Below are 26402 nucleotides of genomic sequence, written 5' to 3'. Positions count from 1 at the left end.
TGCCGTGCATAAGATTGAGAGGAGTGCCTAGGCATTCCTCTTTTTGATCAGCTTTGCACCAGGCGCAGGTCCAACGGCGTTTTGCTTGGCTCCCCGCCAACTTCACGCGCCAGGCGTGGCACCAGATAGCCAGAAACTTGGCTCAGCAGACCTTTCATAATCACGCGCGCTTCGTCGTCGCTGACCATAAAATGGGCGGCTCCCTGAACCCTGTCCAGTACGTGAAGATAGTAGGGCAAGATCCCGGCATCAAACAGCGCATTACTCAGGGTGGCCAGCGTGTCGGCATGGTCGTTGATGCCGCGCAGCAGCACGCTCTGGTTCAGCAGGGTAACGCCCGCGCTGCGGAGTTGTGCCATGCTGGCGCGCAGCTCCTGGTCGATCTCGTTGGCATGGTTGATATGCGTCACCATCAGCACCTGTAGGCGCGACGCCGACAGCCGTTGGCACAGCTCGGCAGTAATGCGCGCAGGGATCACCACGGGCAAGCGGGTATGAATGCGCAGGCGTTTCAGGTGTGGAATGGCTTCCAGCTCAGCGATCAGCCAGCTCAGTTCGTGATCTTTAGCCATCAGCGGATCGCCACCGGAGAAAATGATTTCATCCAGTTCCGGATGCAGGCGAATATACTCCAGCGCCTGGCGCCAGTTCGCTTTGTTCCCCTGATTATCCTGGTACGGGAAATGGCGGCGAAAGCAGTAGCGGCAATTGACCGCACAGCCGCCTTTTACCAGCAGCAGGGCGCGGTTGCGATACTTGTGCAGCAGGCCCGGCACCACGCTGCGCTGTTCATCCAGCGGATCGGTGGTGAAGCCAGGGGCCGTGATAAACTCTTCGCGAGCGGTCAACACTTGCAGCAGTAGCGGGTCATTGGCATCGCCGGGCCGCATGCGTGCGGCAAAGGCGCGCGGCACCCGCAGGGCAAACAGGCGGCGGGCATCGCGCCCCTGCGGCAGTTCCGGGTGCGTATTCAGTGATAAAAGATGCAGCAATTCATCGGGATCGGTAATAACATCGGCGAGTTGATGCAACCAATCTTCTCTATCCGCCGTGTTTTGGGTTACAATGTGTGCCATTTTTTGGCTAAGCTACCAGTTAAATAAATATTCAGAGGGCCGTTATGGCGACTTATTCTAGCAACGATTTCCGTCCGGGTCTTAAAATCATGTTCGAGGGCGAGCCTTACGCTATCGAATCCAGCGAGTTTGTAAAACCCGGTAAAGGCCAGGCTTTTGCTCGCGTAAAAATGCGCCGTCTGCTGACCGGCAGCCGCGTTGAGAAGACCTTTAAATCTACTGACTCCTGTGAAGGCGCAGACGTTGTAGATACTAACATGAACTATCTGTACAACGACGGTGAGTTCTTCCACTTCATGCACCCTGAGACTTTCGAGCAGCATCAGGTTGAAGAAAAAACCGTATCCGATGTGGCGAAATGGCTGCAGGATAATGCGGAATGTATCGTTACCCTGTGGGATGGTCGCCCGATCGCCGTGCAGCCGCCAAACTTCATCGAAGCAGAAGTGACTGATACCGATCCAGGCCTGAAAGGCGATACCGCAGGTACCGGCGGCAAGCCAGCGACCCTGAGCACCGGCGCGGTCGTTAAAGTGCCATTGTTCGTGCAGATTGGCGAAGTGATCAAAGTTGACACCCGCTCTGGCGAATACGTTTCACGCGTAAAATAATTCGTTGTTTAGAGAAGCCACAGGCTGTGGCTTCTCTGCCTTTCCCCTGTTACCTGTTTGCACCTTTTTCGATAAACCCATCATCGCCTTCAGGTGTGATGTCGGTTATTATTTATGCCTTCACTCGGCCAGGCGGGACGACCCACCTGCGCATCTGTTGCCTGGGGACGACCCCATCTGTTCTGGAGCCTGTTCATGGCGTGGATCATTTTGCTTTTTGCTGGCCTGCTTGAGGTCGTCTGGGCGATTGGCCTGAAATATACTCACGGTTTTACCCGTCTTACCCCTAGCCTGATTACTATCGCGGCCATGGTGGTCAGCATGGTACTGCTGGCTCATGCGATGAAAACGCTGCCCGCCGGCACCGCTTATGCGGTGTGGACCGGCATTGGGGCGGTTGGGGCAGCGGTAATGGGCATGGTGTTGCTCGGCGAATCGACCAATATCATGCGCATTCTCAGCCTATGTTTGATCGTCGCCGGTATTTTAGGGCTGAAATTCAGCAGTCATTGAGCGGTTTGTTGCTTTACCCAAACCAGGGCCGAGGTATCAAAACCGTAGCCTTTGGCGACCTGCACTAACCTGTCGCGCGTGGCGGCGTCCAGCGTTGGCGTGCGTGACAGGATCCACAGATAGTCGCGGTTCGGGCCAGCAACCAGCGCATAGCGGTATTCAGGATCCAGATCGACCACGTTATAGCCGCCATAGAACGGGCCGAAAAATGATACTTTCAGCGAGGCAACCTGTGGCGAGCCGATAAAATAGGCTTTCCCTTCGCTCTCCTGCCATTGCTGCTTTTGCGCATTAAATCCCCGGTTAACCACTTTCAGGCCGCCGCCTTCGCGCGGGCTGTAATTGGCCGTCACCTGTTCCAGGCCGCGTTCAAAGCGGTGATCCAGCCGGGCGATTTCATACCAGGTACCGAGGTAGCGTTGGCTGTCGAAGTTGTCCACTATCTTGATGTCTTTCGGTGGGGCCACGCTGCAAGCAACGGAAATTACGGCAGATAACATCACGCCAAGTTTTGACCAAAAACGCATGGGTAACACCTGTTTATCAATAGAAGATAAACGAGGTATACCATAGGCAGGGGATGGCGGCCAACGGAGGCTGGCCGCCAGGAGTTTTACAGGGTGACAACGCCGATAAGCGTGACGACGCTCAGGATCGCCGCCAGGCCATAGAACACCCATTTACCAGCCGGTACATGGATTTTCAGATCGTGCATGGCATGGTGGATACGGTGCAGCCCGCACCACAGCGGCAGAATAATCATCAGCAGCAGGAACAGGCGGCCGATCCAGCTTTGGCAAAACGCCAGCACGCGCTCATAGCCCAGCGCTTCACCGGGGAACAGGCCAAGGGGCAGCATAATGCCGACCAGCAGCACGATAGCGGGTGCGACGATCGCCCCCCACATGCCGCCTGCGCCAAATAATCCCCAGAAAACCGGCTCATCAGAGCGTTTAGGTGCAAGATTAGTCATGTTTCCTCCGGGTTAGATTAAGGCTACGGCGAGAATGATCAGGGTAACGACAATCGTCACGCCCCACAGTGCCTTAACGATCGGCTCTGGCCCCATTTTTTCGCTGTTTACCACGATATTGGCGGCTTTCGGCGCCAGATCGAACCAGGTTTTGGTATGCAGCGCGGCAGCCAGCAGGGTGATGATGTTAATCAGCAGCACCAGCGGGTTTTGCAGGAAGCCGACAAAACCGGCCCAGCTCTCAGGGCCGCCTTTCAGTGCAAAAACGCCATAGATCAGCACGATGCTGAACCAGGTGGCGGGCACCGATGTGCCTTCACGCAGCATGTAGAAACGGTAAAAACCGAGCTTTTGCCACCAGGTTGATGTCATGGTACGCACATAAGGCTTACGTTGTGTGGTCATTGCTGTCTCCTCTCCCTTATTGCGGTTTCAGCATTGCGATCATGAAGTCTTTGGCACTTTCCACCTTGCCCTGCTGGATCGCAGCGGCCGGGTCGACGTGTTTCGGGCAGACTTCAGAGCAGTAGCCAACAAACGTACAGGTCCAGACACCGTTCTGGCCGTTGAGCTGCGGCATACGCTGTTTCTTGCCGTGATCGCGGGTATCCAGGTTGTAACGGTGTGCCAGCGTGATCGCCGCCGGGCCGATAAATTCCGGGTTGAGGCCGAACTGTGGGCAAGCGGCATAGCACAGGCCACAGTTGATGCAGCCGGAGAACTGATGGTATTTCGCCATCTGTGCCGGGGTTTGCAGGCTCGGGCCATCTTCCAGTTTACGTTCGTTACCGATGATGTAAGGCTTAATCGCTTCCAGGCTTTCGATAAAGTGGGTCATGTCGACCACCAGATCGCGCTCGATCGGGAAGTTGCCCAGCGCTTCAACCTTCATGCCTGCGGTGTATTCACGCAGGAAGGTTTTACAGGCCAGCTTCGGCACGCTGTTGACCATCATGCCGCATGAACCGCAGATGGCCATACGGCACGACCAGCGGTAGGACAGATCGGGTGCCAGGTTATCTTTGATATAACCCAAGGCATCCAGCAGCGAAGTCTGCTCATCGTAAGGCACGCTGTAGGTCTCGAAATGCGGCTCAGCGTCGCGTTCCGGGTTGTAGCGCATCACTTCGATTTTCAGGGTTTTCATCTCAGCCATTCGCCTGCTCCTTATCCTTTTTCTCCTGTGCATCGGCTTCTGCGCCGTAAACACGTTTGGCCGGTGGCAGCTTGGTGATTTTCACGTCGCTATACTCCAGGCGAGGCGCACCCTGCGGGTTGTGGAACGCCAGCGTATGTTTCAGGAAGTTCACGTCGTCACGCTCGGTGCAACCTTCGTCTAAGCGTTGGTGCGCGCCGCGCGATTCTTTGCGGTTGAAAGCGGAGTGCGCCATACATTCGGCAACGTCCAGTCCGTGACCCAGTTCAATGGTGTACAGCAGATCGGTGTTGAACACGTTGGTGGTGTCGGTGATTTTGACGCGCTTGAAGCGCTCTTTCAGCTCAGCCAGCTTATCGATGGTTTTCTGCATCAGCTCTGGCGTACGGTAGATACCGCAGCCTTCTTCCATCGACAGGCCCATCTCGTCGCGGATCTTCGCCCAATTCTCGTTGCCTTCCTGCTTCATCAGGTTGCTGAGGCGGGTTTCCACGTCACGGCCCTGTGCATCCAGTGCGCTGCCGTTAGTCGGGCCACTTTCCAGCGCGCGGCGCGCGGCGTGTTCACCAGCCACACGGCCGAAGACCACCAGTTCTGCCAGCGAGTTGGAACCCAAACGGTTCGCGCCGTGCAGGCCGACGGACGAACATTCACCCACCGCAAACAGCCCTTTAATGCGGGTTTCGCAGTTCTGATCGGTTTCGATACCGCCCATGGTGTAGTGCGCGGTTGGGCGTACCGGGATGGGATCTTTGACCGGGTCGACGCCCACGTAGGCTTTGGACAGTTCGCAGATAAACGGCAGGCGTTCCAGCAGCTTCTTCTCGCCCAAGTGGCGCAGATCCAGATACACCACGTCACCGCGCGGCGTAGGAACCGTACGGCCAGCACGCCATTCATGCCAGAAAGCCTGTGACACTTTGTCACGCGGGCCCAGTTCCATATATTTGTTTCTCGGCTCGCCCAGCGGGGTTTCCGGGCCCATGCCGTAATCTTGCAGATAACGGTAACCGTCTTTGTTGACCAGAATACCGCCTTCGCCGCGGCAGCCTTCGGTCATCAGGATGCCAGAGCCCGGCAGGCCGGTGGGGTGATACTGCACAAACTCCATGTCGCGCAACGGTACGCCGTGGTGGAATGCCATCCCCATCCCATCGCCGGTCACAATGCCGCCGTTGGTGTTATAACGGTAAACGCGGCCTGCACCGCCGGTTGCCATAATCACCGCGTTGGCGCGGATCTGCACGCGGGTGCCTTCCATCATGTTCATCGCGATCAGGCCACGTGCCTGACCATCGTCCACCAGAACGTCCAGCACAAAGTGCTCGTCGAAACGCTGGATCTGCGGATATTTCAGCGAGGTCTGGAACAGGGTGTGCAGCATATGGAAGCCGGTTTTATCGGCAGCAAACCAGGTGCGTTCGATCTTCATGCCGCCAAAGCGGCGCACGTTAACGGAACCGTCCGGTTTGCGGCTCCACGGGCAGCCCCATAGCTCGAGCTGGGCCATTTCACGCGGGCAACTGTGGACGAAGTGATCGACCACGTCCTGCTCGCACAGCCAGTCGCCACCGGCAACGGTGTCTTGGAAGTGATAGTCGTAGCTGTCGTGAGCCTGAGTGACGGCGGCGGAGCCCCCTTCGGCGGCCACCGTATGGCTGCGCATCGGGTAAACTTTAGATATCAGCGCGATTTTGAGTTGGGGATTGGCTTCCGCGGCGGCGATTGCTGCCCGTAAACCGGCTCCCCCTGCGCCAATAATGGCTAGGTCGGCGTTAAAGGTTTGCACTGCATTCCTCCAGTAGTCTTGTTAAAACGACAAAATGAAAATATCTATACTTAATATTTATAAAGCTCTCGGGTGAGCCGGTTATTTGACTGAACACTAAGGATAGATAACTCCTAGCGAATATAGGGGTATTACTATACCTAAAGTTAAGTAGTAGAAATTTGATGTGATCGATTGTTTTGCCTTTTAACTGCTGGGCGAGAGGCATTCCTGTAAAAATAAGGGGTTGGCAGCCCTTTGACTCTTATTTACCTCATTAGCGGTGGTTTATATGGCGACTCTATTTTTTATGATTTTAAAAGACGAAGCACGGCGGTGAAGAATTTGTTTGCATAGCGGTCTGCGAGTAGACTGCATCCCCTGTTTGATTTCGGAGTAATGATCATGAGCGAAACGGCAAGCTGGCAACCAAGTGCTCCCATCGGCAATTTGTTGAAACGCGCCGCGATCCTGGCTGAGATCCGGCGTTTCTTTGCCGATCGTGGCGTGTTGGAGGTGGAAACACCGGCGATGAGTCAGGCGACGGTCACCGACATTCACCTGTTCCCGTTCCAGACGCGTTTCGTCGGCCCAGGGGCAGCAGATGGCTTGACGCTGTACATGATGACCAGCCCGGAATACCACATGAAGCGCCTGCTGGCGGCCGGTAGCGGCCCGATTTACCAATTAGGGCGCAGCTTCCGCAATGAAGAGGCCGGGCGGCATCACAATCCTGAATTTACCATGCTGGAATGGTATCGGCTGCATTACGACATGTACCGCCTGATGAATGAGGTGGACGATCTGTTGCAGCAGGTGCTGGATTGCGACAGCGCCGAAACCCTGTCCTACCAGCAGGCGTTTTTACGCCATTTGGATCTCGATCCGCTGTCTGCGGAAAAACCGCAGCTACGTGAAGCGGCAGCCAAGCTCGATCTGAGCAATATTGCTGATACCGAAGAAGATCGCGATACCCTTTTGCAACTGCTGTTTAGCGTGGGCGTCGAGCCGCATATCGGCCGTGACAAGCCTGCGTTTGTTTACCATTTCCCGGCTTCTCAGGCTTCACTGGCGGAAATCAGCACGGAAGATCACCGGGTGGCGGAGCGTTTTGAGGTCTATTACAAAGGCATTGAGCTGGCGAACGGCTTCCGTGAACTGACCGACGGCAACGAGCAGCGCCAGCGTTTTGAACAGGATAACCGTAAACGCGCAGCGCGTGGTTTGCCGCAGCAGCCGATTGATAACAACCTGCTGGATGCGTTGCAGCATGGGATGCCGGAGTGTGCCGGGGTCGCGCTGGGGGTTGATCGTCTGGTGATGCTGGCGCTGGGGGCTGAAAGCCTGAGTGACGTGATCGCATTCCCGGTTGATCGGGCTTAAGCGTTTTGTAAGACAAAAAGGGTTTGGCACTGGCCAAACCCTTTTGCATTTATAACCCGCCCGACTCGCGGCGATTGTTTGGCGTAGCGGTGGAAGGGGCTGTGCGGCTGTTATTGGTCAGACGCGACAGCGTTTCGCTGCGTACCTGGAACGGTGGATACGGCAGAGTAATGCCATGTTCGCGGTAACCGGCCAGAATCAACTGGTGGATCTCATGGCGCAGTGGCATACGGTGGCCCATTTCGGCGGCGTAAATGCGCAGTTCGAAGATCTGAATCCCTTGCTGTAGATCGACCAGATACACTTCCGGCGTCGGAGTATCCAGCACTAGCGCGCAGCGCTCGGCCGCGTTGGTCAGGATCCGGGTCACTTCTTCACTGTTGGCTTCTGCCGGTGCCGGTACGGTGAGCACCACGCGGGTCAGCGTATCCGACAACGACCAGTTGATAAACTGCTCGGTGATAAATGCCTTGTTAGGCACGATGATCTCTTTGCGATCCCAATCCGAAATAGTGGTGGCGCGGGTATTGATCTTGGTGACGCTACCGGTGAGGTTGCGGATCGTCACCGTATCGCCGATGCGGATCGGCTTCTCAAACAGAATGATCAGGCCAGAGATAAAGTTGGAGAAGATCTCCTGCATCCCGAAGCCCAACCCCACGCTGAGTGCGGTCACTACCCATTGCAGCTTCGACCATTCAATGCCGATCCAGGAAAAACTGAGGATCGCGCCAAACAGCAGCAACAGATATTTGGTAATGGTAGTAATGGCATAGCCGGTGCCCGGCGTCAGATCCAGATGCTGTAACACTGCCAATTCCAGCAGCGCGGGCAGGTTACGCACCAACTGCATGGTGACGATCAACACCAGAATGGCGATCAGCAGCGCACCCATGGTGATCGGCTGGGCGGTATCAACCCCGTTCACCGTTGAGGTGACATCCCACAGCGTAATGTTTTCCAGGAAACCGAAGGCGGAATGGATCTCGGACCACAGGAAGATCACCGAAACCAGCGCGATCATCGTCAGGATCGAACGAACCAGCCGCAGAGACTGCGCGCTGATCACATCAAGATCGATCTCGGTATCATCCACCTCCATCGATCCTTCAGTGCTATTGGGGGTATGCGAGGTTTCTTCTTCGCCCTTGGCGCGCTGGGCCAGAATATCCGCGCGGCGCTGTTTGGCACGGTCAAAGGCAATGCGGCGGCGCTGAATTAGCATCCAGCGGCGGATAATGTGGTACACCACCAACAGCAGGAACCAGATGGCGACCGAAGTTTCCAGCCGGGCCAGCAGTTTCTGCGAGGTGGTCAGGTAACCGACGGTGGACGCCAGTGCGGCAACCAGCGGGGCGGACAGCAGTAGGCCCCACAGCGCGGTATTGACCAGATTCTCGCCGGAGCCGTTTTTATCGAGATACAGCGGGATACCGGCGCGTTTCAGGCTGTTGGTAACCAGGCTCAGTGCCAGGCACAGCAGGATGAAACACAGGCGGCCAAGGGTATTGGAAAACTCGCGATCGTCGAGATTATCGAAGGTGATCAGCGCCATAATCAGCGGCACGATCAGCCAGATCGACATTGTGTAATAGCGCATGGCGCGCGAAACCTGCTGCGCAGGCCAGCGGAAATGTACAATGAACAGCCCCTGCGGGTGGGCAAAGGCGGCGCTGATCATGCAGATCCACAGCACCGGCAGCGTGGCGGTGACGCCATCACCGATCGCTACGGCTACCGGATACGGCCAGGCGTTTTGCAAACCAAAACCTAATGCGGCCCACAAAACCGGCAGGGGTAATGCCACCAGGATCGACCAGAAGACGGTGCGCAACGTCAGGTAGAATTCATCCTGTGTCACCTTGCCAACCCGGCTACTGGCCCGCGCCAGAAAGGCATGGTAATGCTTGCGCGAACTGATGCTGAAGATCACCAGCAGCAGCGCGCCGAAGATTGGCACCAGTGTTTCGCGGCTGGTGACCATCATCATGAAGGCACCGCTGAGCTGCGTCAGGGTATCCAGTGACAGCATGCGCGTCAGGTCATGCGCAACGGTCAGCGGATAAGACAGGGTGACCGGGTTAACGTCTGGCACCCAGAATAAATAGCGGTGAGCGGCCTCGCGGATTTCGTTCAGTGCGTCGACCAACTGGGTATTGGCGACTTTCAGCTTGGTCAACTCGAGGATTTGGGTATCACAGCCGGAAAGCAACGAGTTGAGCAGTTCACGCTGGGTACGTATTTGCGCATCGACAATGCGCTGCTGGGCGCTGGTCAGCGCGGAGCCGTCATCCTGTTTAAGCTCTTTGGCCTGCTGCGGCAGCTTTTCCAACTGGCTTTCGAAACGCAGACGCTGCACGCGTAGCTCGGCCATCACGTTGTCCAACTGCTGCGGCTTTGGCATTTCTGGCAGCGTAGCGACCTGTGCCCGCAGGGTTTCCCCCAGAGCGGAAGAGGTTCCCAACCATTGTGCCTGCTCGATAATGGTGCTCAGCGCTTGACGCACCTGTAGAGTTTGCGCGGCAGCCAGGCGTTGCTGAGAGGAGATCAGATCCATCTGCTGCGCCTGTTGGTTCAGTGCAGTAGAAAGCTCGCGGTTGATCTGCAATTGCTGGTTGATGCTTTTTGGCAGATCGCCGTTCTGTTCCGCCAACTGTTCGGTTTTTTCCAACGCTCGTTCGGCTTCGCGCTGGCGTTGGCTGTTCAGGTTGTTACGCAGTATCTGTAACTGGGCATCGGTCTTATCATGGCGCGTTTTGTACACTTCAGCGCGCATCCGCGCCAGTTCTTGCCGATTGTTGGCCGAAAGCTGTGCCAGTTCCAACTCATCCACTTTGGCTTTGCGTGCCGCCGATTCGGCCTGGAGCTGCGCCAACTGTGCCAGCATCAAGGGCGAAGTCTGGTTATTACTTTGTGCTTGCAGACGACGCTGCACTTCCGTCAGCGCACGCCGGGCTTCGGTCTGCTGCTGCGGTAACTGGCTGAGGGAATCACTGATTTCGCGTGAACGATCCTGCTCCTGTTGCAGCAGGCGCGCCTGTTCCAGCAGTTGACTACTGGTTTGCAGGATCAGTTGTTCTAACTCGCTGGTTGGCAGATTGTCGCCATTTGGCAGAACCTTGCTTTCCTCAAGAGCCAACTGACGGCGCAAGTCCTGGGTCATTTTCGGGAAACCGTCTATGACCTTCTGATATTGTTCGGAATTATTCTTCGACTGTTTGCGTTCAGCGAGCCAGTTAAGAGCGCTTTGCAGCGCCTCAACCGTTTCCGCCTGATTGGGGGCGTTTTTGTTGCTCTCAGCCTGTTTCAGATCCTGTAGGAGCTGTGATTCATTGGGAATGGTGGCGGCCAGGGCCGGTTGAATCAGTAATAAACTGAGCAATAACGAGATAATCAGGCGCACAGCGTCAATTCCTTCAAATTTACGGTGCGGCAGCGTCTGGCGCGGCGGCGATTTCAGCAAAGGCCGTACCCATACGGGTCACGACGCCATTGTTCAACTGCGGGGCGAATTGTACGCTGCCCGGCGTGAACAGGTTGATCACCGTAGAACCGAGTTTGAAGCGGCCCATTTCTTCGCCTTTTACCAGCGAAATGGTGCCCTCCTGGCCTGCGGCCGGGTAGGTCCAGCGTTTGATAATGCCTTCGCGCGGCGGCGTGACGGTGCCTGCCCAAACGGTTTCGATGCTGCCAACGATAGTGGCTCCGACCAGGATCTGCACCATTGGGCCGACGGCGGTATCAAACAGGCAAATAACGCGCTCATTACGGGCAAACAGGTTCGGCACATTAGCGGCGGTCAGCGGGTTAACTGAGAACAGATCGCCCGGTACATAGATCATTTCGCGCAGTACGCCGTCGCACGGCATATGCACACGATGGTAGTCGCTCGGGGCCAGATAGGTGGTGGCAAACAGGCCGTTGCGGAACTGCTCTGCCAGCAGATAGTTGCCTGCCAGCAGCGCTTCCAGGCTGTAATGATGGCCTTTGGCCTGGAAAATCAGATCGTCCTGGATGGGGCCGAGCTGGCTGATGGCACCATCGGCGGGTAAAGCCAGCACATGAGGTTCAGCGACGATTGGGCGTGCGCCTTCGCGCAACGGGCGCACGAAAAATTCGTTGAACGTTGTATAGGAGGCCAGATCCGGATTCTGCGCTTCCTGCATATTCACGCGGTAATAGCGGGCAAAAGCTTTGATCACCCATTGGGTCAACCAACCGGCCTGTTTTTCGGCACCCCAGCCAGCGAGACGGGTCAGCGCCAGTTTCGGCAGCCAATACTGTAGTTTAATTTTTATGCTATTCAGCACATTAACCTCTTGAATGAGTATCCCCTTGGTTTTCAAGCAGCAGCGCCGCTGGCTGCAACGTGAAATCCATTGGGTAAAAGGGCGCGCATTTTAACGGCGGTGAGGCCGCTGTAACGCCTGTTTTAGTTGGCTCAGATCTCCGCTTCTGGGAAGTTTTTACGGGTTTTCACCTGCGCCATGCTTTCCAGAATGCGATGGTAGTTAGCGAAACGTTCTTTCGCTATAGCACCGCTTTCCACCGCTGCGCGAATCGCACAGCCGGGATCGGTATCGTGGCGGCAGTCGCGGAACTTGCAACCGCCCAGGTAGTCACGAAATTCGACATACGCACGAGTAATTTGTTCCGGCTCCAAGTGCCACAGGCCGAATTCACGCACGCCTGGGGAGTCGATCACGTCGCCGCCATGCTGGAAGTGATACAGCCGCGCTGCCGTGGTGGTATGTTGCCCGAGGCCGGAGACGCCGGAAACATCATTTACCAGAATTTGCTTTTCTGTTGCAGGCAACAGGGCGTTCAACAGGCTGGATTTCCCGACGCCGGACTGCCCGGCAAAGATGCTGATGCGGTCTACCAGTGCCTGTTCAAAGGCTTCCATCCCTTCACGAGTCTGGCTGGAGACTTCCAGAACGCGGTAACCAACGCGGCGGTAGATTTCCATCATGCCATCGACCCGTTTGCGAGCTTCGGCGTCCAGCAGATCGATCTTGTTGAGCACGATCAACGGCTCGACTTCCAGCGTTTCACAGGCCACCAGATAGCGATCGATCATGTTGAGTGAAAGTTCAGGCAAGATCGCCGATACGATCACGATCTGATCGATATTGGCAGCGATCGGCTTCACGCCATCGTAGAAATCAGGGCGGTTCAGCACCGAAGTCCGCTCATGTACCGCTTCGACGATACCTTTGACGCCTTCATGGGCACCTACGCCAGGGCGCCAGACCACACGATCGCCGGTCACCAGCGAACGCAGGGTGCGGCGAATGTTGCAACGATGCTGGCTGCCATCTACGGCTTCAACGTCGGCATGCATGCCGAAGCGGCTGATGACGATCCCATCTTGCGGTTCGCCCAGTTGGGAATCATCCAGCTCCGGCTTATTGTCAGTGCGCTTAAGGCGGCGCTGATGGTTCGCCTGCACGCGGCGTTGTTGACCTTTGGACAGTTTGTTCTTAGTCACTGCGCCTCACTTGAATCGAATCGGCTTTTATCGCTCGGGACGAGCAAAAAGGCTATGATACACGCTATTTTATATTAAATAACCGTTGTTAGCCGCCACTGGCCGCGGGTTTGCCCGCGCTTGGTTTATCTTTCGGCTTTTACGCAGGAAATATCATGACAGGAAACGAAAATAACCTGATTTGGATCGATCTGGAGATGACCGGGCTGGATCCTGAACGCGATCGGATTATTGAGATCGCAACGCTGGTGACTGACGCCAATCTGAATATCCTCGCCGAAGGGCCGGTGATCGCCGTGCACCAGTCTGATGAACAGCTTGCGCTGATGGACGATTGGAACGTGCGTACCCACACCGGCAGCGGGTTGGTGGCGCGGGTCAAAGCCAGTAAGTTTGATGCTCGTGCTGCCGAACTGGCCACCATTGCGTTCTTGCAGGAGTGGGTGCCAGCAGGCAAATCGCCTATCTGCGGCAACAGCGTTGGCCAGGATCGCCGTTTTCTGTTCCGCTATATGCCGCTGCTGGAAGCTTACTTCCATTATCGTTATCTTGATGTCAGCACGTTAAAAGAGCTGGCGCGCCGCTGGAAGCCGGAAATTCTGCCGGGTTTCAAGAAGCAGGGTACCCATCAGGCGCTGGACGATATCCGTGAATCGGTCGCGGAGTTGGCCTATTACCGTGAGCATTTTATTCAGCTTTAAATCGTTGGTATGGCCTCTGAGCGCCGTTCTGGCGCTTAATTCGCCACTTTGGCGTTTAAAACAGCAATCAAATAAAATTCCCGTTTTTTTGCTTTCAGGGGCTTGCGGCAGAAAGGATTTCTCGTATAATGCGCACCCCGTACCGATGAAGAATTTCGTTCAGTTCAGCCATCGATACGCCGGGCGGGAATAGCTCAGTTGGTAGAGCACGACCTTGCCAAGGTCGGGGTCGCGAGTTCGAGTCTCGTTTCCCGCTCCAAATTCAACAATGCTGCTGATGCGGCATGATGAATAAAAAACGGTAAAAGTAGTACCCATGCGACGCGGGAATAGCTCAGTTGGTAGAGCACGACCTTGCCAAGGTCGGGGTCGCGAGTTCGAGTCTCGTTTCCCGCTCCAAAAATTTCAAAGGCCATGCTGTTATTGGTTGGCCGGATGCCAAAAGCATCTCAATGCGGGAATAGCTCAGTTGGTAGAGCACGACCTTGCCAAGGTCGGGGTCGCGAGTTCGAGTCTCGTTTCCCGCTCCAATTTTCTCTCCAGATAAAATCCAGTTCCACGCCGCTCCCGGCGCGGTTTCTCAACAGTTATTCATCTTCTGACGCAATGTTGTGAACAGAGTTATCCACAATTTGTGTACATAATATCTGCGGTGCAAAAAATCAACGTCACACAAACGAAATATTTATCTTATTGATAAATTTAACTATTTATTTCTTATAAAACGTTATCCCGATCACTTGCTCTTTTTGTTGCGGTTGAAAGACAACGTGTTTTTATTTTTATGCACAAATCCACAGGGTGACTCTGGGTGGCGGAATGATAGATTTTACGCATCCCTCGGTAATCCTTTTTCTACTGCACGAATCAAACGTTTTTTCTGCGGGCTTTGCACTTCCACCCCCAACGCTTCACGCCGTGCAAGCTGCTGTGCCAACGCCCAGACGATATGTTCATCCAGCATCGCGTCTTCACCTTGGCGGGCACGCAGTGCGATAACGATCTGATCCTGATAAGGGGCGTTGCCAAGGGCGACGGCGATATTGCGCAGCCAGCGCAAGTGGCCAATGCGCCGAATAGCGGAACCTTCGGTGATACGCAGAAACCTCTCTTCGCTCCAGCCGAACAGATCGAGCAGTTGCGGCGCGTGTAGCACAGCGCGCGGGCTGAAATCGTCTTCATCGGTTAACTGTGAAAAACGATTCCATGGGCAGATCAACTGGCAATCATCGCAGCCATAGATACGGTTGCCCATCAGAGAGCGGAACTCTTCTGGAATAGCCCCTTCCAGTTCGATAGTCAGGTAAGAAATACAGCGCCGGGCATCGACGGTATAGGGCGCAACAATAGCGCCAGTCGGGCAGGTAGTGATGCAGGCTACGCAGCGGCCGCACTGCTCTTCTTGCGGTTGATCGACCGGCAACGGTAAATCGATCAGCAATTCACCCAGGAAGAACCAGGAACCGGCTTCGCGATTAAGAATAAGTGAGTGTTTACCAACCCAGCCGATCCCGGCTTTAGATGCCAACGCACGTTCCATCACCGGTGCCGAATCAACAAATGGCCGGAAATTCAGTTCACCACAATAAGCCTGAATCTGTTCGCCGAGCTTTTTTAACCGTTGGCGCAATAGCTTGTGATAATCACGGCCCAGCGCGTAACGGCTGACATAACCGAGCTGGGTATTTTGCAGCGTGCTGGCAAAGGCGGCCTTGGCGGGCAGATAGTTCATTCGTACGCTGATCACGCGTAACGTGCCGGGCAACAGCTCATGCGGCCGCGCGCGCAGCATGCCGTGGCGCGCCATCCAGGCCATTTCACCGTGATACTGTTTGTCCAGCCACGCCTGCAACTTCGGTTCTTCCGCACTCAGATCGGTATCACAGATGCCAACCTGCTGGAATCCTAGCGATTGCCCCCATTGCTTGATATGTTGGGCGAGTTGATGGAGATCGAGAGGGTGTGTCATGACGAGCCATAGTGAGAAACCATACAGCGATAGTTTACCACACTCGGTCTGGTCTGCGGATTGGATCCGCCAGGCGGAATCCGTTGCTGCGGCTGCGCTCGGTATTTCTCTCTACCAGTTGATGCTGCGTGCTGGTTCTGCCGCCTATGCGCTGGCGCGTGACCATTATCCCACCAGCAGCCACTGGCTGGTGCTGTGTGGCCATGGCAACAACGGCGGTGATGGTTATGTGGTTGCCCGTCTGGCGGTGGCCGATGGTGTTAAAGTGACGCTCATTGCCTGCGAAGGCTCGCGCCCATTGCCGCCGGAGGCTGCTAGCGCACGGCAAGCCTGGCTGGAAAGCGGCGGTGAAATCCTGCCTGCCAACAGCCGTTGGCCGGAAGAGTGCGATCTGATTATCGATGGCCTGCTTGGCACCGGGCTAGGTGCTGCGCCTCGCGCCCCGTATGATGCGCTGATTGAAGCCGCTAACCGTGCCAATGCGCCGGTTATTGCGTTGGATATCCCTTCTGGCCTGCTGGCCGAAAGCGGTGCCACACCGGGGGCCGTCATTCGTGCCGCCCATACCTTGACTTTCATCGCCCTTAAACCGGGTTTGCTCACCGGGCAAGCGCGTGATTGGGTTGGGCAACTTCATCACAGTACGCTAGGGTTGAGCGACTGGCTGGCAAAGCAACCGCCACAGATTCAGCGGATTACCGCTAAAGATCTCGGGCAGTGGCTGAAGCCGCGTCGGCCATGTTCCCACAAAGGCGATCATGGCCGTTTGTTGCTGATTGGCGGCGATCACGGTTTTGGTGGTGCCATACGTATGGCGGCAGAAGCGGCGCTGCGTAGCGGTGCCGGTTTGGTGCGAGTGCTTACTCACATTGAGCATGTCGGGCCGCTGTTGACCGCGTGCCCGGAACTGATGGTGCAACGCCTGAGTGACGATGTACTGCAACAGGCGCTCGAATGGGCCGATGTGGTGGTGATCGGCCCAGGGCTTGGCCAGAGTGATTGGGGCAAGAATGCGTTGAAACTGCTGCAAACCAGTGATAAACCGGCGCTATGGGATGCGGATGCGCTTAACTTACTGGCATTACATCCTGAGAAGCGTCAGAATCGTGTGATTACCCCCCATCCTGGCGAAGCGGCACGCTTATTGAATTGCCATACCGCAGATATTGAGAGTGACCGCTTACTTGCGGTGCGCAAGCTGGTGGCGCAATACGGTGGGGTGGCGGTGTTGAAAGGAGCCGGTACGCTGATTGCCGGGCAGCAGGGTGAAATGGCGATCGCCGACGTCGGTAACGCCGGCATGGCGTCTGGCGGCATGGGAGATGTGCTGTCGGGCATTATCGGTGGTTTGCTGGCACAAAAACTCCCGTTGTATGATGCTGCCTGCGCGGGCTGTGTGGTACACGGTGCCGCCGCAGATGGCGTGGCAGAAAAGCAAGGAACAAGAGGATTGTTGGCAACCGATCTGCTGCCGATAATCCCCCATTACGTTAATCCTGAGTTGGCAAAATAGATATTATCGAATGAAAGAACTCGTTTTACCTCTGCCGGATGAGGCAGCGACTGTCGCATTGGGCACCGCTTTGGCTAAGGCCTGCGATCGTGCCAGCGTTATTTATCTTTATGGTGATTTGGGTGCCGGTAAAACCACCTTCAGCCGCGGTTTTCTACAGGCGCTGGGCCATCAGGGCAACGTGAAAAGCCCGACTTACACGCTGGTCGAGCCTTATGCGTTGCAGCCACTGGCGGTATATCACTTTGATCTGTATCGGTTAGCCGATCCAGAAGAACTCGAATTTATGGGCATCCGCGACTATTTTGCGCAGGATGCCATTTGCCTGGTGGAATGGCCGCAGCAGGGGACCGGTGTGTTGCCCGATCCCGATCTGGAACTGCATCTCAGTTACCATGATGAAGGCCGACAGGCACAGATTCAGGCGGTTTCCGCCTATGGCGCCGAACTTTTAGACCGTATTGACGGGCAACAGGGATGACGCTTTCATGATGTATGTGTTGAAAAGATTCACCGTTATCGCCCTGCTCGCGCTGCTGGGGCCGTTTGGCGCACAGGCAGCCTCGTCGTTATCCGATATCAACGTCACTAACGCCCAGCGTGAAGCTACGGTATCGGTGAGCTTCACCGGCCCACCGGACTATGCGTTTTCCACGGTACGTGGGCCGGATCGCGTCGTTCTGGACGTGAAGCAAAGCGGCAAAGTGGGCGGCCTGCCGCTGAACTTCAGCGGTCATAATCTGGTGAAGAGCATTCGTTCCAGTACACCGAAAGATGCCCAAAGCGTGCGGTTGGTGTTTGATTTGACCCAACGAGCAAAAACCCGTGCGGTGACGCGCCAGAACGGCAGCACCTATACCGTGGTATTCACCATTACCGCCGAAGGCAATCCGAACGTCAGTAGCGTGCGTAAAGCACCGGTAGCCAGCGAGCCAGTGCGTAAAACGCCGGTGGCACCGATCGGTTCCAGCCCGTTTAACAATCAATCAGCCGCAGTATCCGGTACCGCGACGGAAATTACGCCGCGCAGCAGCCGGGTTTCTACCGGTTCCGGCGATCGGGTCGTGGTGGCAATTGATGCCGGGCACGGTGGGCAGGATCCTGGGGCCATCGGGCCAAACGGCCTGAAAGAGAAGAACGTGACCATTGCGATTGCGCATCGTCTGCGAGCCTTGCTGGATGCCGATCCAATGTTCAAACCGGTGCTGACGCGCAGCGGCGATTATTTTATTTCGGTGATGGGTCGCTCCGATGTGGCGCGTAAACAGGGCGCTAACGTGCTGGTTTCGATTCATGCGGATGCTGCGCCTAACCGCAGTGCCAATGGCGCTTCGGTGTGGGTGCTGTCTAACCGCCGCGCTAACAGCGAGATGGCCGGTTGGCTGGAACAACACGAGAAACAGTCCGAATTGCTGGGTGGCGCGGGCGATCTGCTGGCCAACAGCCAGGCCGATCCTTATCTGAGCCAGGCGGTGCTGGATCTGCAGTTTGGTCATTCGCAACGCGTTGGCTACGACGTGGCGGTGAAGGTATTGCAGCAGTTACAGCGCGTCGGTTCACTGCACAAACGCCGTCCGGAACACGCCAGCCTGGGAGTGCTGCGTTCACCGGATATTCCATCGCTGCTGGTGGAAACCGGGTTTATCAGTAATAGCACGGAGGAGCGACTGCTGGGCAGTAGCGCGTATCAGGATAAAATTGCACAGGCGATCCACAATGGCTTGCGCAGTTATTTCCTGGCGCATCCGCTACAAGCCGACCCAAAGGTCGAAAACCGTCCTCTGCAGGTCGCAGCGGCGGTTAACTCCACGGTAAAAGATTTGCGGCAACCGGAGCCGGTTGTCGGTAACCAACGCAGCGCCAGTCGCGGTAAAACGCAGGTCCACGTGGTGAAACCGGCGGAAACGCTTTCCGGCATTGCCGACAGTTACGGCACCAGCATGGCAGCGCTGCGCACGCTCAACAACCTGAAGAAAGACGGGGTCTGGGTGGGGCAGCGCTTGAAGGTGCCAGCGGGGGCCAATGCAGCGGCTCCGGCCAAAGCTAAAGCGAACAAACCGACCAGGCACAAAGTGACGCGCGGTGATACCTTGTCATCCATTGCTGCGCGTTATGGTGTCAGCGTCAGCGAACTGAAAAGTGTGAATAAATTAAAGTCGGACGTCGCGCCGCTCGATCGGAACTTGATCATTCCGTAGGCTTGATACCATAAAACAGAGGGATTCGCATGCCTATCCAGGTGTTACCGCCACAGCTTGCCAACCAGATTGCCGCCGGAGAAGTGGTCGAGCGGCCTGCGTCGGTAGTGAAGGAGCTGGTAGAAAACAGCCTGGATGCGGGCGCGACGCGGATTGATATTGATATCGAGCGCGGTGGTGCCAAGCTGATCCGCATTCGCGATAACGGCTGTGGGATTGGCAAAGCCGATCTCGCCCTGGCGCTGGCCCGTCATGCCACCAGTAAAATCAGCACTCTCGACGATTTGGAAGCGATTGTCAGCCTGGGCTTTCGCGGCGAAGCGCTGGCCAGTATCAGCTCGGTTTCACGTCTGACGCTCACCTCCCGTACTGAAGAACAGAATGAGGCTTGGCAGGCCTATGCTGAAGGGCGCGAGCAGGCCGTGACGGTCAAACCCGCCGCCCATCCGGTAGGCAGCACGGTGGAAGTGCTCGATCTGTTTTACAACACTCCGGCGCGGCGCAAATTCATGCGCACGGAAAAAACCGAATTCGGCCATATTGATGAAGTGGTGCGGCGCATTGCGCTGGCGCGTTTCGATGTGGCAATCAACCTGAATCACAACGGCAAGCTGATGCGCCAGTATCGCGCAGCCAAAGAGGAGAGCCAGCATGAGCGCCGCTTGGCCAGTATCTGCGGCCCGGCCTTTTTGCAGCATGCGCTGACAATCTCCTGGCAGCATGGCGATCTCACCATTCGCGGTTGGGTGGCCGATCCTGAAGGCGCACGCCAACTGGGCGAAATGCAATATTGCTACGTCAACAGCCGGATGATGCGCGATCGCCTGATCAATCACGCCATCCGCCAGGCGTATCAGGATCAGTTGAAAGACGATCAGCAACCGGCCTATGTGCTTTATCTGGAAGTGGATCCGCATCAGGTGGATGTGAACGTCCATCCGGCAAAACACGAGGTGCGTTTCCATCAGGCGCGGCTGGTGCATGATTTTATCTATCAGGCGGTTACCACCGTGTTGCAGCAGGCCGGTAACGTGCCATTGCCGCTGGCAGAACAGCAAAGTGCGCAGGAGGTTCCCGCGTGGCAGCCGGAAAACCGCGTCTCGGCCGGTGGTAACCATTTTTCACAACCCGCTCCGCAGCGTGAACAGCAGTCTGCCACCCCTTCCGTTGCCCGCGAGCGTGCGCCCGTACAGCCTTATCAAGCCGGGCCCGGTTACCAGAGGCGTGAAGGTGAGCTGTACGGCAAGCTGTTGCAGGCCGCAACGGCCACGGAAACAGCGCCGGAGGTGGCCAAGCAGCCTCTGTTCCCACCCGTTAAAGCCGAACAGGAAGCACCACTAGCCGGTAGCCAGTACGGTTTTGGCCGCGTGTTGATGATTTACCCTCCAAGCTATGCACTGGTTGAACAACGCCAGCAATTGGCGTTACTCAATCTGACCATTGCCGAACGTTGGTTGCGTCAGGCACAGCTTTGCCCGCCGGAAGAGGGGTTACGGCCACAGCCGCTGCTGATCCCAATCAAACTGACGCTGAATAAAGATGAAGCAGCGGCCTGTGTGCAGCATCAGGCTTTGTTGGTGAAAATGGGGTTGGAACTGCAATCCGATCATGGGCGTGTGACCTTGCGCGCAGTTCCTTTACCGTTACGGCAACAAAATTTACAAAAACTGATCCCTGAGCTGTTAGGCTATCTGGCCGAACATCAAGAGATGTCGCCAACCGTGCTGGCCACCTGGATTGCCCGCCATTTAGGCAGTGAGCATGAACAGTGGAACAGCTCGCAAGCGATACAATTGTTGACCGACGTTGAACGACTTTGCCCGCAGTTGGTCAAATCCCCACCTGCCGGTTTTTTACAACCTGTTGATTTACAGGCTGCACTGGCAGCCCTTAAGCATGACTGAAACTGAAATGACACATCGCCCTCCGGCCATTTTTATCATGGGGCCGACGGCCTCGGGCAAGACCGCGCTGGCTATGGCGCTGCGCGAGCGCTTGCCGGTGGAACTGATCAGCGTGGACTCTGCGCTGGTTTACCGTGGTATGGATATCGGCACCGCCAAGCCGACGGCGGAAGAGCTGGCGCAGGCACCGCATCGGTTGATCGATATTCGTGACCCTGCCGAAGCCTACTCTGCTGCGGATTTTCGCGCTGATGCGCTGAAAGAGATGACTGAAATCACCGCTGCCGGGCGTATCCCGTTGCTGGTGGGCGGCACCATGCTCTATTTCAAGGCGCTGTTGGAAGGATTATCGCCGCTGCCGTCTGCCGATCCGGCGGTGCGTGAGCGTATTGAACAGCAGGCTTTGGAACAGGGCTGGGAAGCATTGCACCGCCAGTTGCAGCAGATTGATCCGGTTGCCGCTTTGCGAATTCATCCTAATGATCCGCAGAGACTTTCCAGAGCACTGGAAGTTTTTTTTATTTCGGGTAAAACTTTAACGGAACTGACAAAAATTTCGGGTGAATCGTTGCCTTATCATGTTCACCAATTTGCGATAGCGCCAGTCAGCCGTGAGTTGTTACATCAACGCATTGCGCTGCGTTTCGAGCAAATGTTGGCGGCAGGTTTTGAGACGGAAGCGCGTGCACTTTTTGCACGGGGTGATTTGCATACGGATTTGCCTTCCATTCGCTGTGTCGGTTATCGCCAGATGTGGTCATATTTATCTGGTGAAATTAGTTACGATGAAATGGTTTTTCGAGGTGTTTGCGCAACACGTCAGTTGGCCAAGCGCCAAATGACCTGGTTACGGGGTTGGGAGTCGGTTCATTGGTTGGACAGTGAAAAGCCGGGAGAGGCTTTGGACTCGGTAATTCAGGTTGTTAGTGCATAGGTTGAGTGATTGTGTACAATTGATGAGTTTTCAGCGCGCAAATTTTTTACGTCGTTTATTTTAGAGCCGATAGGTTCTTAGTTACAAACAACAAGCAAATAAGGAAAAGATAGAATGGCTAAGGGGCAATCTTTGCAAGATCCGTTCCTGAACGCATTGCGTCGTGAACGTGTTCCGGTTTCTATTTATTTGGTGAATGGTATTAAGCTGCAAGGCCAGATTGAGTCTTTTGACCAGTTTGTCATCCTGTTGAAGAACACGGTGAGCCAGATGGTTTATAAGCACGCTATCTCTACCGTTGTCCCGTCACGCCCGGTATCGCACCATAGCAACACTCCGAGCAGCGGCACCAGTAATTATCACCATGGTAACAACCCGTCTGCGCCGCAACCGCCGCAGCAGGAAAGCGATGACGCTGAATAAGGCGCGTTGCGAGTCAACCATGACGGGGTGCATAGGCAGCAAAGTGCTGTTTATGTCCCCCAAACTCGCGGTTTTCATCCGTTTGAGAGGTTGCACGCTTGTTTGACCGTTATGAAGCCGGTGAGCAGGCCGTACTGGTTCATATCTATTTCTCGCAAGACAAAGATACAGAAGATCTCAGTGAATTCGAATCGCTGGTCTCTTCTGCGGGCGTCGAGGCTTTGCAAGTGGTGACTGGTAGCCGCAAAGCACCTCATCCCAAATACTTTGTCGGTGAAGGAAAGGCCGAAGAAATTGCAGATGCGGTGAAAGCCAGTGGCGCGTCTGTTGTCCTGTTTGATCATTCCCTTTCCCCAGCGCAGGAGAGAAATCTCGAACGCCTGTGTGAATGTCGCGTGATCGATCGCACCGGGTTGATTTTAGATATCTTTGCCCAGCGTGCCCGTACCCATGAAGGTAAGCTGCAGGTTGAGCTGGCGCAGTTGCGTCATATCGCCACTCGTCTGGTTCGTGGTTGGACGCACCTTGAACGCCAGAAAGGCGGGATTGGCCTGCGCGGCCCGGGGGAAACCCAGCTAGAAACCGACCGTCGTTTGCTGCGCGATCGCATCAGCCTGATTCTCAAGCGCCTTGAGCGGGTTGCGAAGCAGCGCGATCAGGGGCGGCGAGCGCGTACCCGTGCCGATGTGCCAACCGTATCGCTGGTGGGTTACACCAACGCCGGTAAATCTACCCTGTTTAACCGAATAACATCTGCCGACGTTTATGTGGCAGATCAGCTATTTGCCACCTTGGATCCTACCCTGCGGCGTATTGACGTAGCGGACGTGGGCGATACCGTGTTGGCGGATACCGTAGGCTTTATCCGGCACTTGCCGCACGATCTTGTTGCCGCTTTTAAAGCGACGTTGCAGGAGACGCGCCAGGCTTCTCTGTTGTTACATGTGATCGACGCTGCGGATACCCGGGTGGACGAAAACATTGAAGCGGTGAATACCGTACTGGCAGAGATTGAGTCGGATGAAATACCTACACTGTTAGTGATGAACAAAATAGATATGCTGGATGATTTCGTCCCGCGTATCGATCGCAACGATGAAAACTTACCGATCCGCGTGTGGCTGTCCGCCGCCAGCGGTGAAGGGATCCCGTTGCTATTTCAGGCGTTGACGGAGCGCCTCTCGGGGGAAATCGCACATTACGAACTGCGTTTACCGCCAGAGGCAGGCCGTCTTCGTAGCCGTTTTTATCAGCTTCAGGCAATCGAGAAAGAGTGGAACGAAGAGGACGGCAGTATCGGTGTGGTGGTACGTATGCCGATCGTGGAGTGGCGTCGCCTCTGTAAGCAGGAACAGGACCTGATTAACTTTATCGTATGATCATATACTGTTACATTTGAGTGCTCATTCAATAACAGAGTGGGTTAAGTGTTAGCCTGAAGTACCCAATCACAGAATAATGGAGCTAAAACATGGCGTGGAATCAGCCCGGTAATAACGGACAGGACCGCGACCCGTGGGGGAGCAGCAATAATAATGGCGGCAACTCTGGCGGTAACAACAAAGGCGGTCGCGAGCAAGGGCCACCTGATTTGGATGACATCTTCCGCAAACTGAGCAAGAAATTGAGCAGCTTGGGCGGGGGCAAAGGCTCCAACAGCAATAACAGCGGTGGCACCGGTTCAACCGGGCCGAACTTCAGTGGCCGTATTATCGGTATTGCTGCGGTTGCGGTGGTGGTGATCTGGGCCGCAAGCGGTTTCTATACCATCAAAGAAGCTGAGCGCGGCGTGGTGACACGTTTCGGGAAATTCAGCCATCTGGTGCAGCCGGGCCTGAACTGGAAACCGACCTTCATTGACGAAGTGCGTCCGGTTAACGTGGAGTCGGTGCGTGAACTGGCAGCATCCGGCGTGATGCTGACTTCCGATGAGAACGTGGTGCGCGTAGAGATGAACGTGCAGTACCGCGTCACCGATCCGGCGGCCTATCTGTTCAGCGTGACCGATGCCAACGACAGCCTGAGACAGGCGACCGACAGTGCGCTGCGCGGCGTTATCGGTAAATACACCATGGATAAAATCCTGACCGAAGGCCGTACTATCGTGCGTAGCGATACCCAGCGTGTACTGGAAGAAACCATTCGTCCGTACAAAATGGGTATCACCCTGCTGGACGTCAACTTCCAGGCAGCACGTCCGCCGGAAGAGGTGAAGGCCGCGTTTGATGATGCGATTGCCGCACGTGAGAACGAGCAGCAATACATTCGTGAAGCAGAAGCTTATGCCAACGAAGTTCAGCCGCGTGCCAACGGTCAGGCACAACGTCTGTTAGAAGACGCCAGAGCTTATGAAGCCCGTACGGTTCTTGAAGCTCAGGGTGAAGTGGCGCGCTTTGCCAAACTGTTGCCGGAATACAAATCTGCCCCGGAACTGACCCGTGAGCGTCTGTATATCGAAACCATGGAGAAAGTCCTGAGCCATACCCGCAAGGTGCTGGTGAATGACAAAGGCAATAACAATCTGATGGTGTTACCACTGGATCAGATGTTGCGTGGCCAAACCGGTAAAGCGGCGACCGAAGGCAGTAAAGATACCAGCCTGATTCGTCTCAACCCTGCTCCTTCTACCAGCACAACGGCAGATGCGGGCACCAATAGCACCAGCGGTAGTTCGATGATGGACCAGCGCCGGGCAAATACGCAGCGTAGCGACAACACTCGCGTAGGGAGAGAATAATCAATGCGTAAGTCTTTCATAGTTATCGTCGCTGTAGTGTTGGTAGCCCTCTATACCTCACTGTTTGTAGTACAGGAAGGCGAGCGCGGTATCGTGCTGCGTTTCGGCAAAGTACTGCGCGACAACGAAAACAAACCGCGGGTTTATGCGCCGGGTCTGCACTTTAAGATCCCGTTTGTTGAAACCGTGAAAAGGCTGGATGCGCGCATCCAGACCATGGATAACCAGGCCGATCGCTTTGTCACCAGCGAGAAGAAAGACCTGATCGTCGACTCTTACCTGAAATGGCGTATCAGTGATTTCAGCCGCTACTACCTGGCAACCGGTGGTGGTGATGTTTCTCAGGCCGAAGTGCTGCTGAAACGTAAGTTCAGTGACCGTTTGCGTTCTGAGATTGGTCGTTTGGACGTGCGTGATATCGTTACCGATTCACGTGGTCGCCTGATGGCCGACGTGCGTGACGCGCTGAACACCGGTACCGTTGGTGACGGTGAAGAAGCCGTCACCACGGAAGCGGATGACGCTATTGCTTCTGCCGCAGCGCGTGTTGAGCGGGAAACCACCGGCAAGCAGCCAGCGGTTAACCCGAACAGCATGGCGGCTCTGGGGATCGAAGTGGTTGACGTGCGGATCAAGCAGATCAACCTGCCAGCCGAAGTCTCTGATGCGATCTTCCAGCGTATGCGTGCAGAGCGTGAAGCGGTAGCCCGTCGTCACCGTTCACAAGGTCAGGAAGAAGCTGAGAAGCTGCGTGCCACCGCCGACTACGAAGTGACCCGTACGATCGCGGAGGCCGAGCGTCAGGCGCGTATCACTCGCGGTGCCGGTGATGCAGAAGCGGCCAGACTGTTTGCCAATGCGTTCAGTCAGGATCCGGATTTCTATGCGTTCATCCGTAGCCTGCGTGCTTATGAAACCAGCTTTGGCCCTGGCAACCAGGACGTCTTGGTGCTGAGCCCAGACAGCGATTTCTTCCGCTACATGAAGTCGCCAGAAGCTACGCGCAACAGATAATGCCAGCATAGTGATATCAGGGGCCCGTCAATCGCGGG

General features: G+C 55.7%; 23 protein-coding genes and 3 tRNA genes. 16 read left to right on the top strand and 10 right to left on the bottom strand.

The window, feature by feature from the left end; translation table 11 throughout:
* Positions 1 to 47 precede the first annotated feature (47 nt).
* Positions 48 to 1076 (bottom strand): EF-P beta-lysylation protein EpmB, encoded by a 1029-nt coding sequence (gene epmB, locus ACX9GT_RS23140; RefSeq protein WP_473188901.1) that lies wholly within the window; start codon positions 1074 to 1076, stop codon positions 48 to 50.
* A gap of 44 nt (positions 1077 to 1120) precedes the next feature.
* Here epmB and efp point away from each other — a divergent pair, with 44 nt between their 5' ends.
* Positions 1121 to 1687 (top strand): elongation factor P, encoded by a 567-nt coding sequence (gene efp, locus ACX9GT_RS23135; RefSeq protein WP_473188900.1) that lies wholly within the window; start codon positions 1121 to 1123, stop codon positions 1685 to 1687.
* Between the two features lie 195 nt (positions 1688 to 1882).
* Positions 1883 to 2200 carry a quaternary ammonium compound efflux SMR transporter SugE gene (gene sugE / locus ACX9GT_RS23130; RefSeq protein ID WP_459400967.1) on the top strand — a complete coding sequence of 106 codons (318 nt, stop codon included), beginning with the start codon at positions 1883 to 1885 and terminating at the stop codon, positions 2198 to 2200.
* Here sugE and blc read toward each other — a convergent pair.
* The 5 genes from blc to frdA all read right to left on the bottom strand — a co-directional run bounded on the left by blc (position 2194) and on the right by frdA (position 6118).
* On the bottom strand, positions 2194 to 2727 hold the full coding sequence (blc, locus tag ACX9GT_RS23125; RefSeq protein ID WP_473188899.1) for an outer membrane lipoprotein Blc: 534 nt from the start codon (positions 2725 to 2727) through the stop codon (positions 2194 to 2196). The two genes, sugE and blc, sit on opposite strands and share 7 nt — an antisense overlap.
* 86 nt (positions 2728 to 2813) lie before the next feature.
* Positions 2814 to 3173 carry a fumarate reductase subunit FrdD gene (gene frdD / locus ACX9GT_RS23120; protein ID WP_473188898.1) on the bottom strand — a complete coding sequence of 120 codons (360 nt, stop codon included), beginning with the start codon at positions 3171 to 3173 and terminating at the stop codon, positions 2814 to 2816.
* Positions 3174 to 3185: 12 nt separating this feature from the next.
* Positions 3186 to 3578 carry a fumarate reductase subunit FrdC gene (gene frdC / locus ACX9GT_RS23115; protein WP_473188897.1) on the bottom strand — a complete coding sequence of 131 codons (393 nt, stop codon included), beginning with the start codon at positions 3576 to 3578 and terminating at the stop codon, positions 3186 to 3188.
* 16 nt (positions 3579 to 3594) lie between these two features.
* A complete protein-coding gene (locus ACX9GT_RS23110) occupies positions 3595 to 4329 on the bottom strand; it encodes a succinate dehydrogenase/fumarate reductase iron-sulfur subunit (protein ID WP_473188896.1) in 735 nt (244 codons plus the stop codon).
* On the bottom strand, positions 4322 to 6118 hold the full coding sequence (gene frdA, locus ACX9GT_RS23105; RefSeq protein ID WP_473188895.1) for a fumarate reductase (quinol) flavoprotein subunit: 1797 nt from the start codon (positions 6116 to 6118) through the stop codon (positions 4322 to 4324). Before frdA ends, ACX9GT_RS23110 begins: the two co-directional genes overlap by 8 nt.
* Positions 6119 to 6502: 384 nt before the next feature.
* Here frdA and epmA point away from each other — a divergent pair, with 384 nt between their 5' ends.
* Complete coding sequence (gene epmA / locus ACX9GT_RS23100) at positions 6503 to 7480, top strand: elongation factor P--(R)-beta-lysine ligase (protein WP_473188894.1); 978 nt, start codon at positions 6503 to 6505, stop codon at positions 7478 to 7480.
* A 49-nt stretch (positions 7481 to 7529) separates the two neighbouring features.
* Here epmA and mscM read toward each other — a convergent pair whose 3' ends face one another.
* From mscM to rsgA, 3 genes are all read right to left on the bottom strand, one after another.
* Positions 7530 to 10883, bottom strand: coding sequence for a miniconductance mechanosensitive channel MscM (mscM, locus tag ACX9GT_RS23095; RefSeq protein WP_473191676.1), 3354 nt, complete (start codon positions 10881 to 10883; stop codon positions 7530 to 7532).
* Positions 10884 to 10902: 19 nt separating this feature from the next.
* Complete coding sequence (gene asd, locus ACX9GT_RS23090) at positions 10903 to 11790, bottom strand: archaetidylserine decarboxylase (RefSeq protein WP_473188893.1); 888 nt, start codon at positions 11788 to 11790, stop codon at positions 10903 to 10905.
* Between the two features lie 131 nt (positions 11791 to 11921).
* Positions 11922 to 12971: a small ribosomal subunit biogenesis GTPase RsgA gene (gene rsgA, locus ACX9GT_RS23085; protein WP_473188892.1), complete on the bottom strand. Its 1050-nt coding sequence runs from the start codon at positions 12969 to 12971 to the stop codon at positions 11922 to 11924.
* Between the two features lie 155 nt (positions 12972 to 13126).
* Here rsgA and orn point away from each other — a divergent pair, with 155 nt between their 5' ends.
* From orn to ACX9GT_RS23065, 4 genes are all read left to right on the top strand, one after another.
* Positions 13127 to 13672 carry an oligoribonuclease gene (gene orn, locus ACX9GT_RS23080; protein WP_473188891.1) on the top strand — a complete coding sequence of 182 codons (546 nt, stop codon included), beginning with the start codon at positions 13127 to 13129 and terminating at the stop codon, positions 13670 to 13672.
* A 183-nt stretch (positions 13673 to 13855) separates the two neighbouring features.
* A tRNA-Gly gene (locus ACX9GT_RS23075) sits at positions 13856 to 13931 on the top strand.
* A 64-nt stretch (positions 13932 to 13995) separates the two neighbouring features.
* Positions 13996 to 14071: transfer RNA gene (locus ACX9GT_RS23070), tRNA-Gly, on the top strand.
* A 55-nt stretch (positions 14072 to 14126) separates the two neighbouring features.
* Positions 14127 to 14202: transfer RNA gene (locus ACX9GT_RS23065), tRNA-Gly, on the top strand.
* Positions 14203 to 14501: 299 nt separating this feature from the next.
* On the opposite strand, the gene queG is transcribed toward ACX9GT_RS23065, so the two are convergent.
* Complete coding sequence (gene queG / locus ACX9GT_RS23060) at positions 14502 to 15641, bottom strand: tRNA epoxyqueuosine(34) reductase QueG (protein ID WP_473188890.1); 1140 nt, start codon at positions 15639 to 15641, stop codon at positions 14502 to 14504.
* Between queG and nnr the strand changes: the two genes are divergently transcribed.
* The 9 genes from nnr to hflC all read left to right on the top strand — a co-directional run bounded on the left by nnr (position 15640) and on the right by hflC (position 26364).
* Positions 15640 to 17154 (top strand): bifunctional ADP-dependent NAD(P)H-hydrate dehydratase/NAD(P)H-hydrate epimerase, encoded by a 1515-nt coding sequence (nnr, locus tag ACX9GT_RS23055; RefSeq protein ID WP_473188889.1) that lies wholly within the window; start codon positions 15640 to 15642, stop codon positions 17152 to 17154. The genes queG and nnr overlap by 2 nt on opposite strands.
* 10 nt (positions 17155 to 17164) lie before the next feature.
* A complete protein-coding gene (gene tsaE / locus ACX9GT_RS23050; RefSeq protein WP_473188888.1) occupies positions 17165 to 17635 on the top strand; it encodes a tRNA (adenosine(37)-N6)-threonylcarbamoyltransferase complex ATPase subunit type 1 TsaE in 471 nt (156 codons plus the stop codon).
* A gap of 7 nt (positions 17636 to 17642) precedes the next feature.
* A complete protein-coding gene (gene amiB, locus ACX9GT_RS23045; RefSeq protein WP_473188887.1) occupies positions 17643 to 19352 on the top strand; it encodes an N-acetylmuramoyl-L-alanine amidase AmiB in 1710 nt (569 codons plus the stop codon).
* A gap of 29 nt (positions 19353 to 19381) precedes the next feature.
* Positions 19382 to 21256, top strand: a complete 1875-nt coding sequence (mutL, locus tag ACX9GT_RS23040; RefSeq protein WP_473188886.1) for a DNA mismatch repair endonuclease MutL — start codon at positions 19382 to 19384, stop codon at positions 21254 to 21256.
* On the top strand, positions 21249 to 22190 hold the full coding sequence (miaA, locus tag ACX9GT_RS23035) for a tRNA (adenosine(37)-N6)-dimethylallyltransferase MiaA (protein WP_473188885.1): 942 nt from the start codon (positions 21249 to 21251) through the stop codon (positions 22188 to 22190). The genes mutL and miaA overlap by 8 nt, the downstream gene beginning before the upstream one ends.
* 114 nt (positions 22191 to 22304) lie before the next feature.
* On the top strand, positions 22305 to 22613 hold the full coding sequence (gene hfq / locus ACX9GT_RS23030) for an RNA chaperone Hfq (RefSeq protein WP_459400983.1): 309 nt from the start codon (positions 22305 to 22307) through the stop codon (positions 22611 to 22613).
* Between the two features lie 98 nt (positions 22614 to 22711).
* Complete coding sequence (gene hflX, locus ACX9GT_RS23025; RefSeq protein ID WP_473188884.1) at positions 22712 to 23992, top strand: ribosome rescue GTPase HflX; 1281 nt, start codon at positions 22712 to 22714, stop codon at positions 23990 to 23992.
* 92 nt (positions 23993 to 24084) lie between these two features.
* A complete protein-coding gene (gene hflK, locus ACX9GT_RS23020) occupies positions 24085 to 25350 on the top strand; it encodes an FtsH protease activity modulator HflK (protein WP_473188883.1) in 1266 nt (421 codons plus the stop codon).
* Positions 25351 to 25353: 3 nt separating this feature from the next.
* Entirely contained in the window at positions 25354 to 26364 is a 1011-nt protein-coding gene (hflC, locus tag ACX9GT_RS23015) for a protease modulator HflC (RefSeq protein ID WP_473188882.1), read from the top strand.
* The last annotated feature ends 38 nt before the right edge of the window (positions 26365 to 26402 follow it).

This window comes from Serratia sp. YWN4 (genome assembly GCF_055790845.1).
This window is presented reverse-complemented; position numbering and strand designations above follow the sequence as displayed.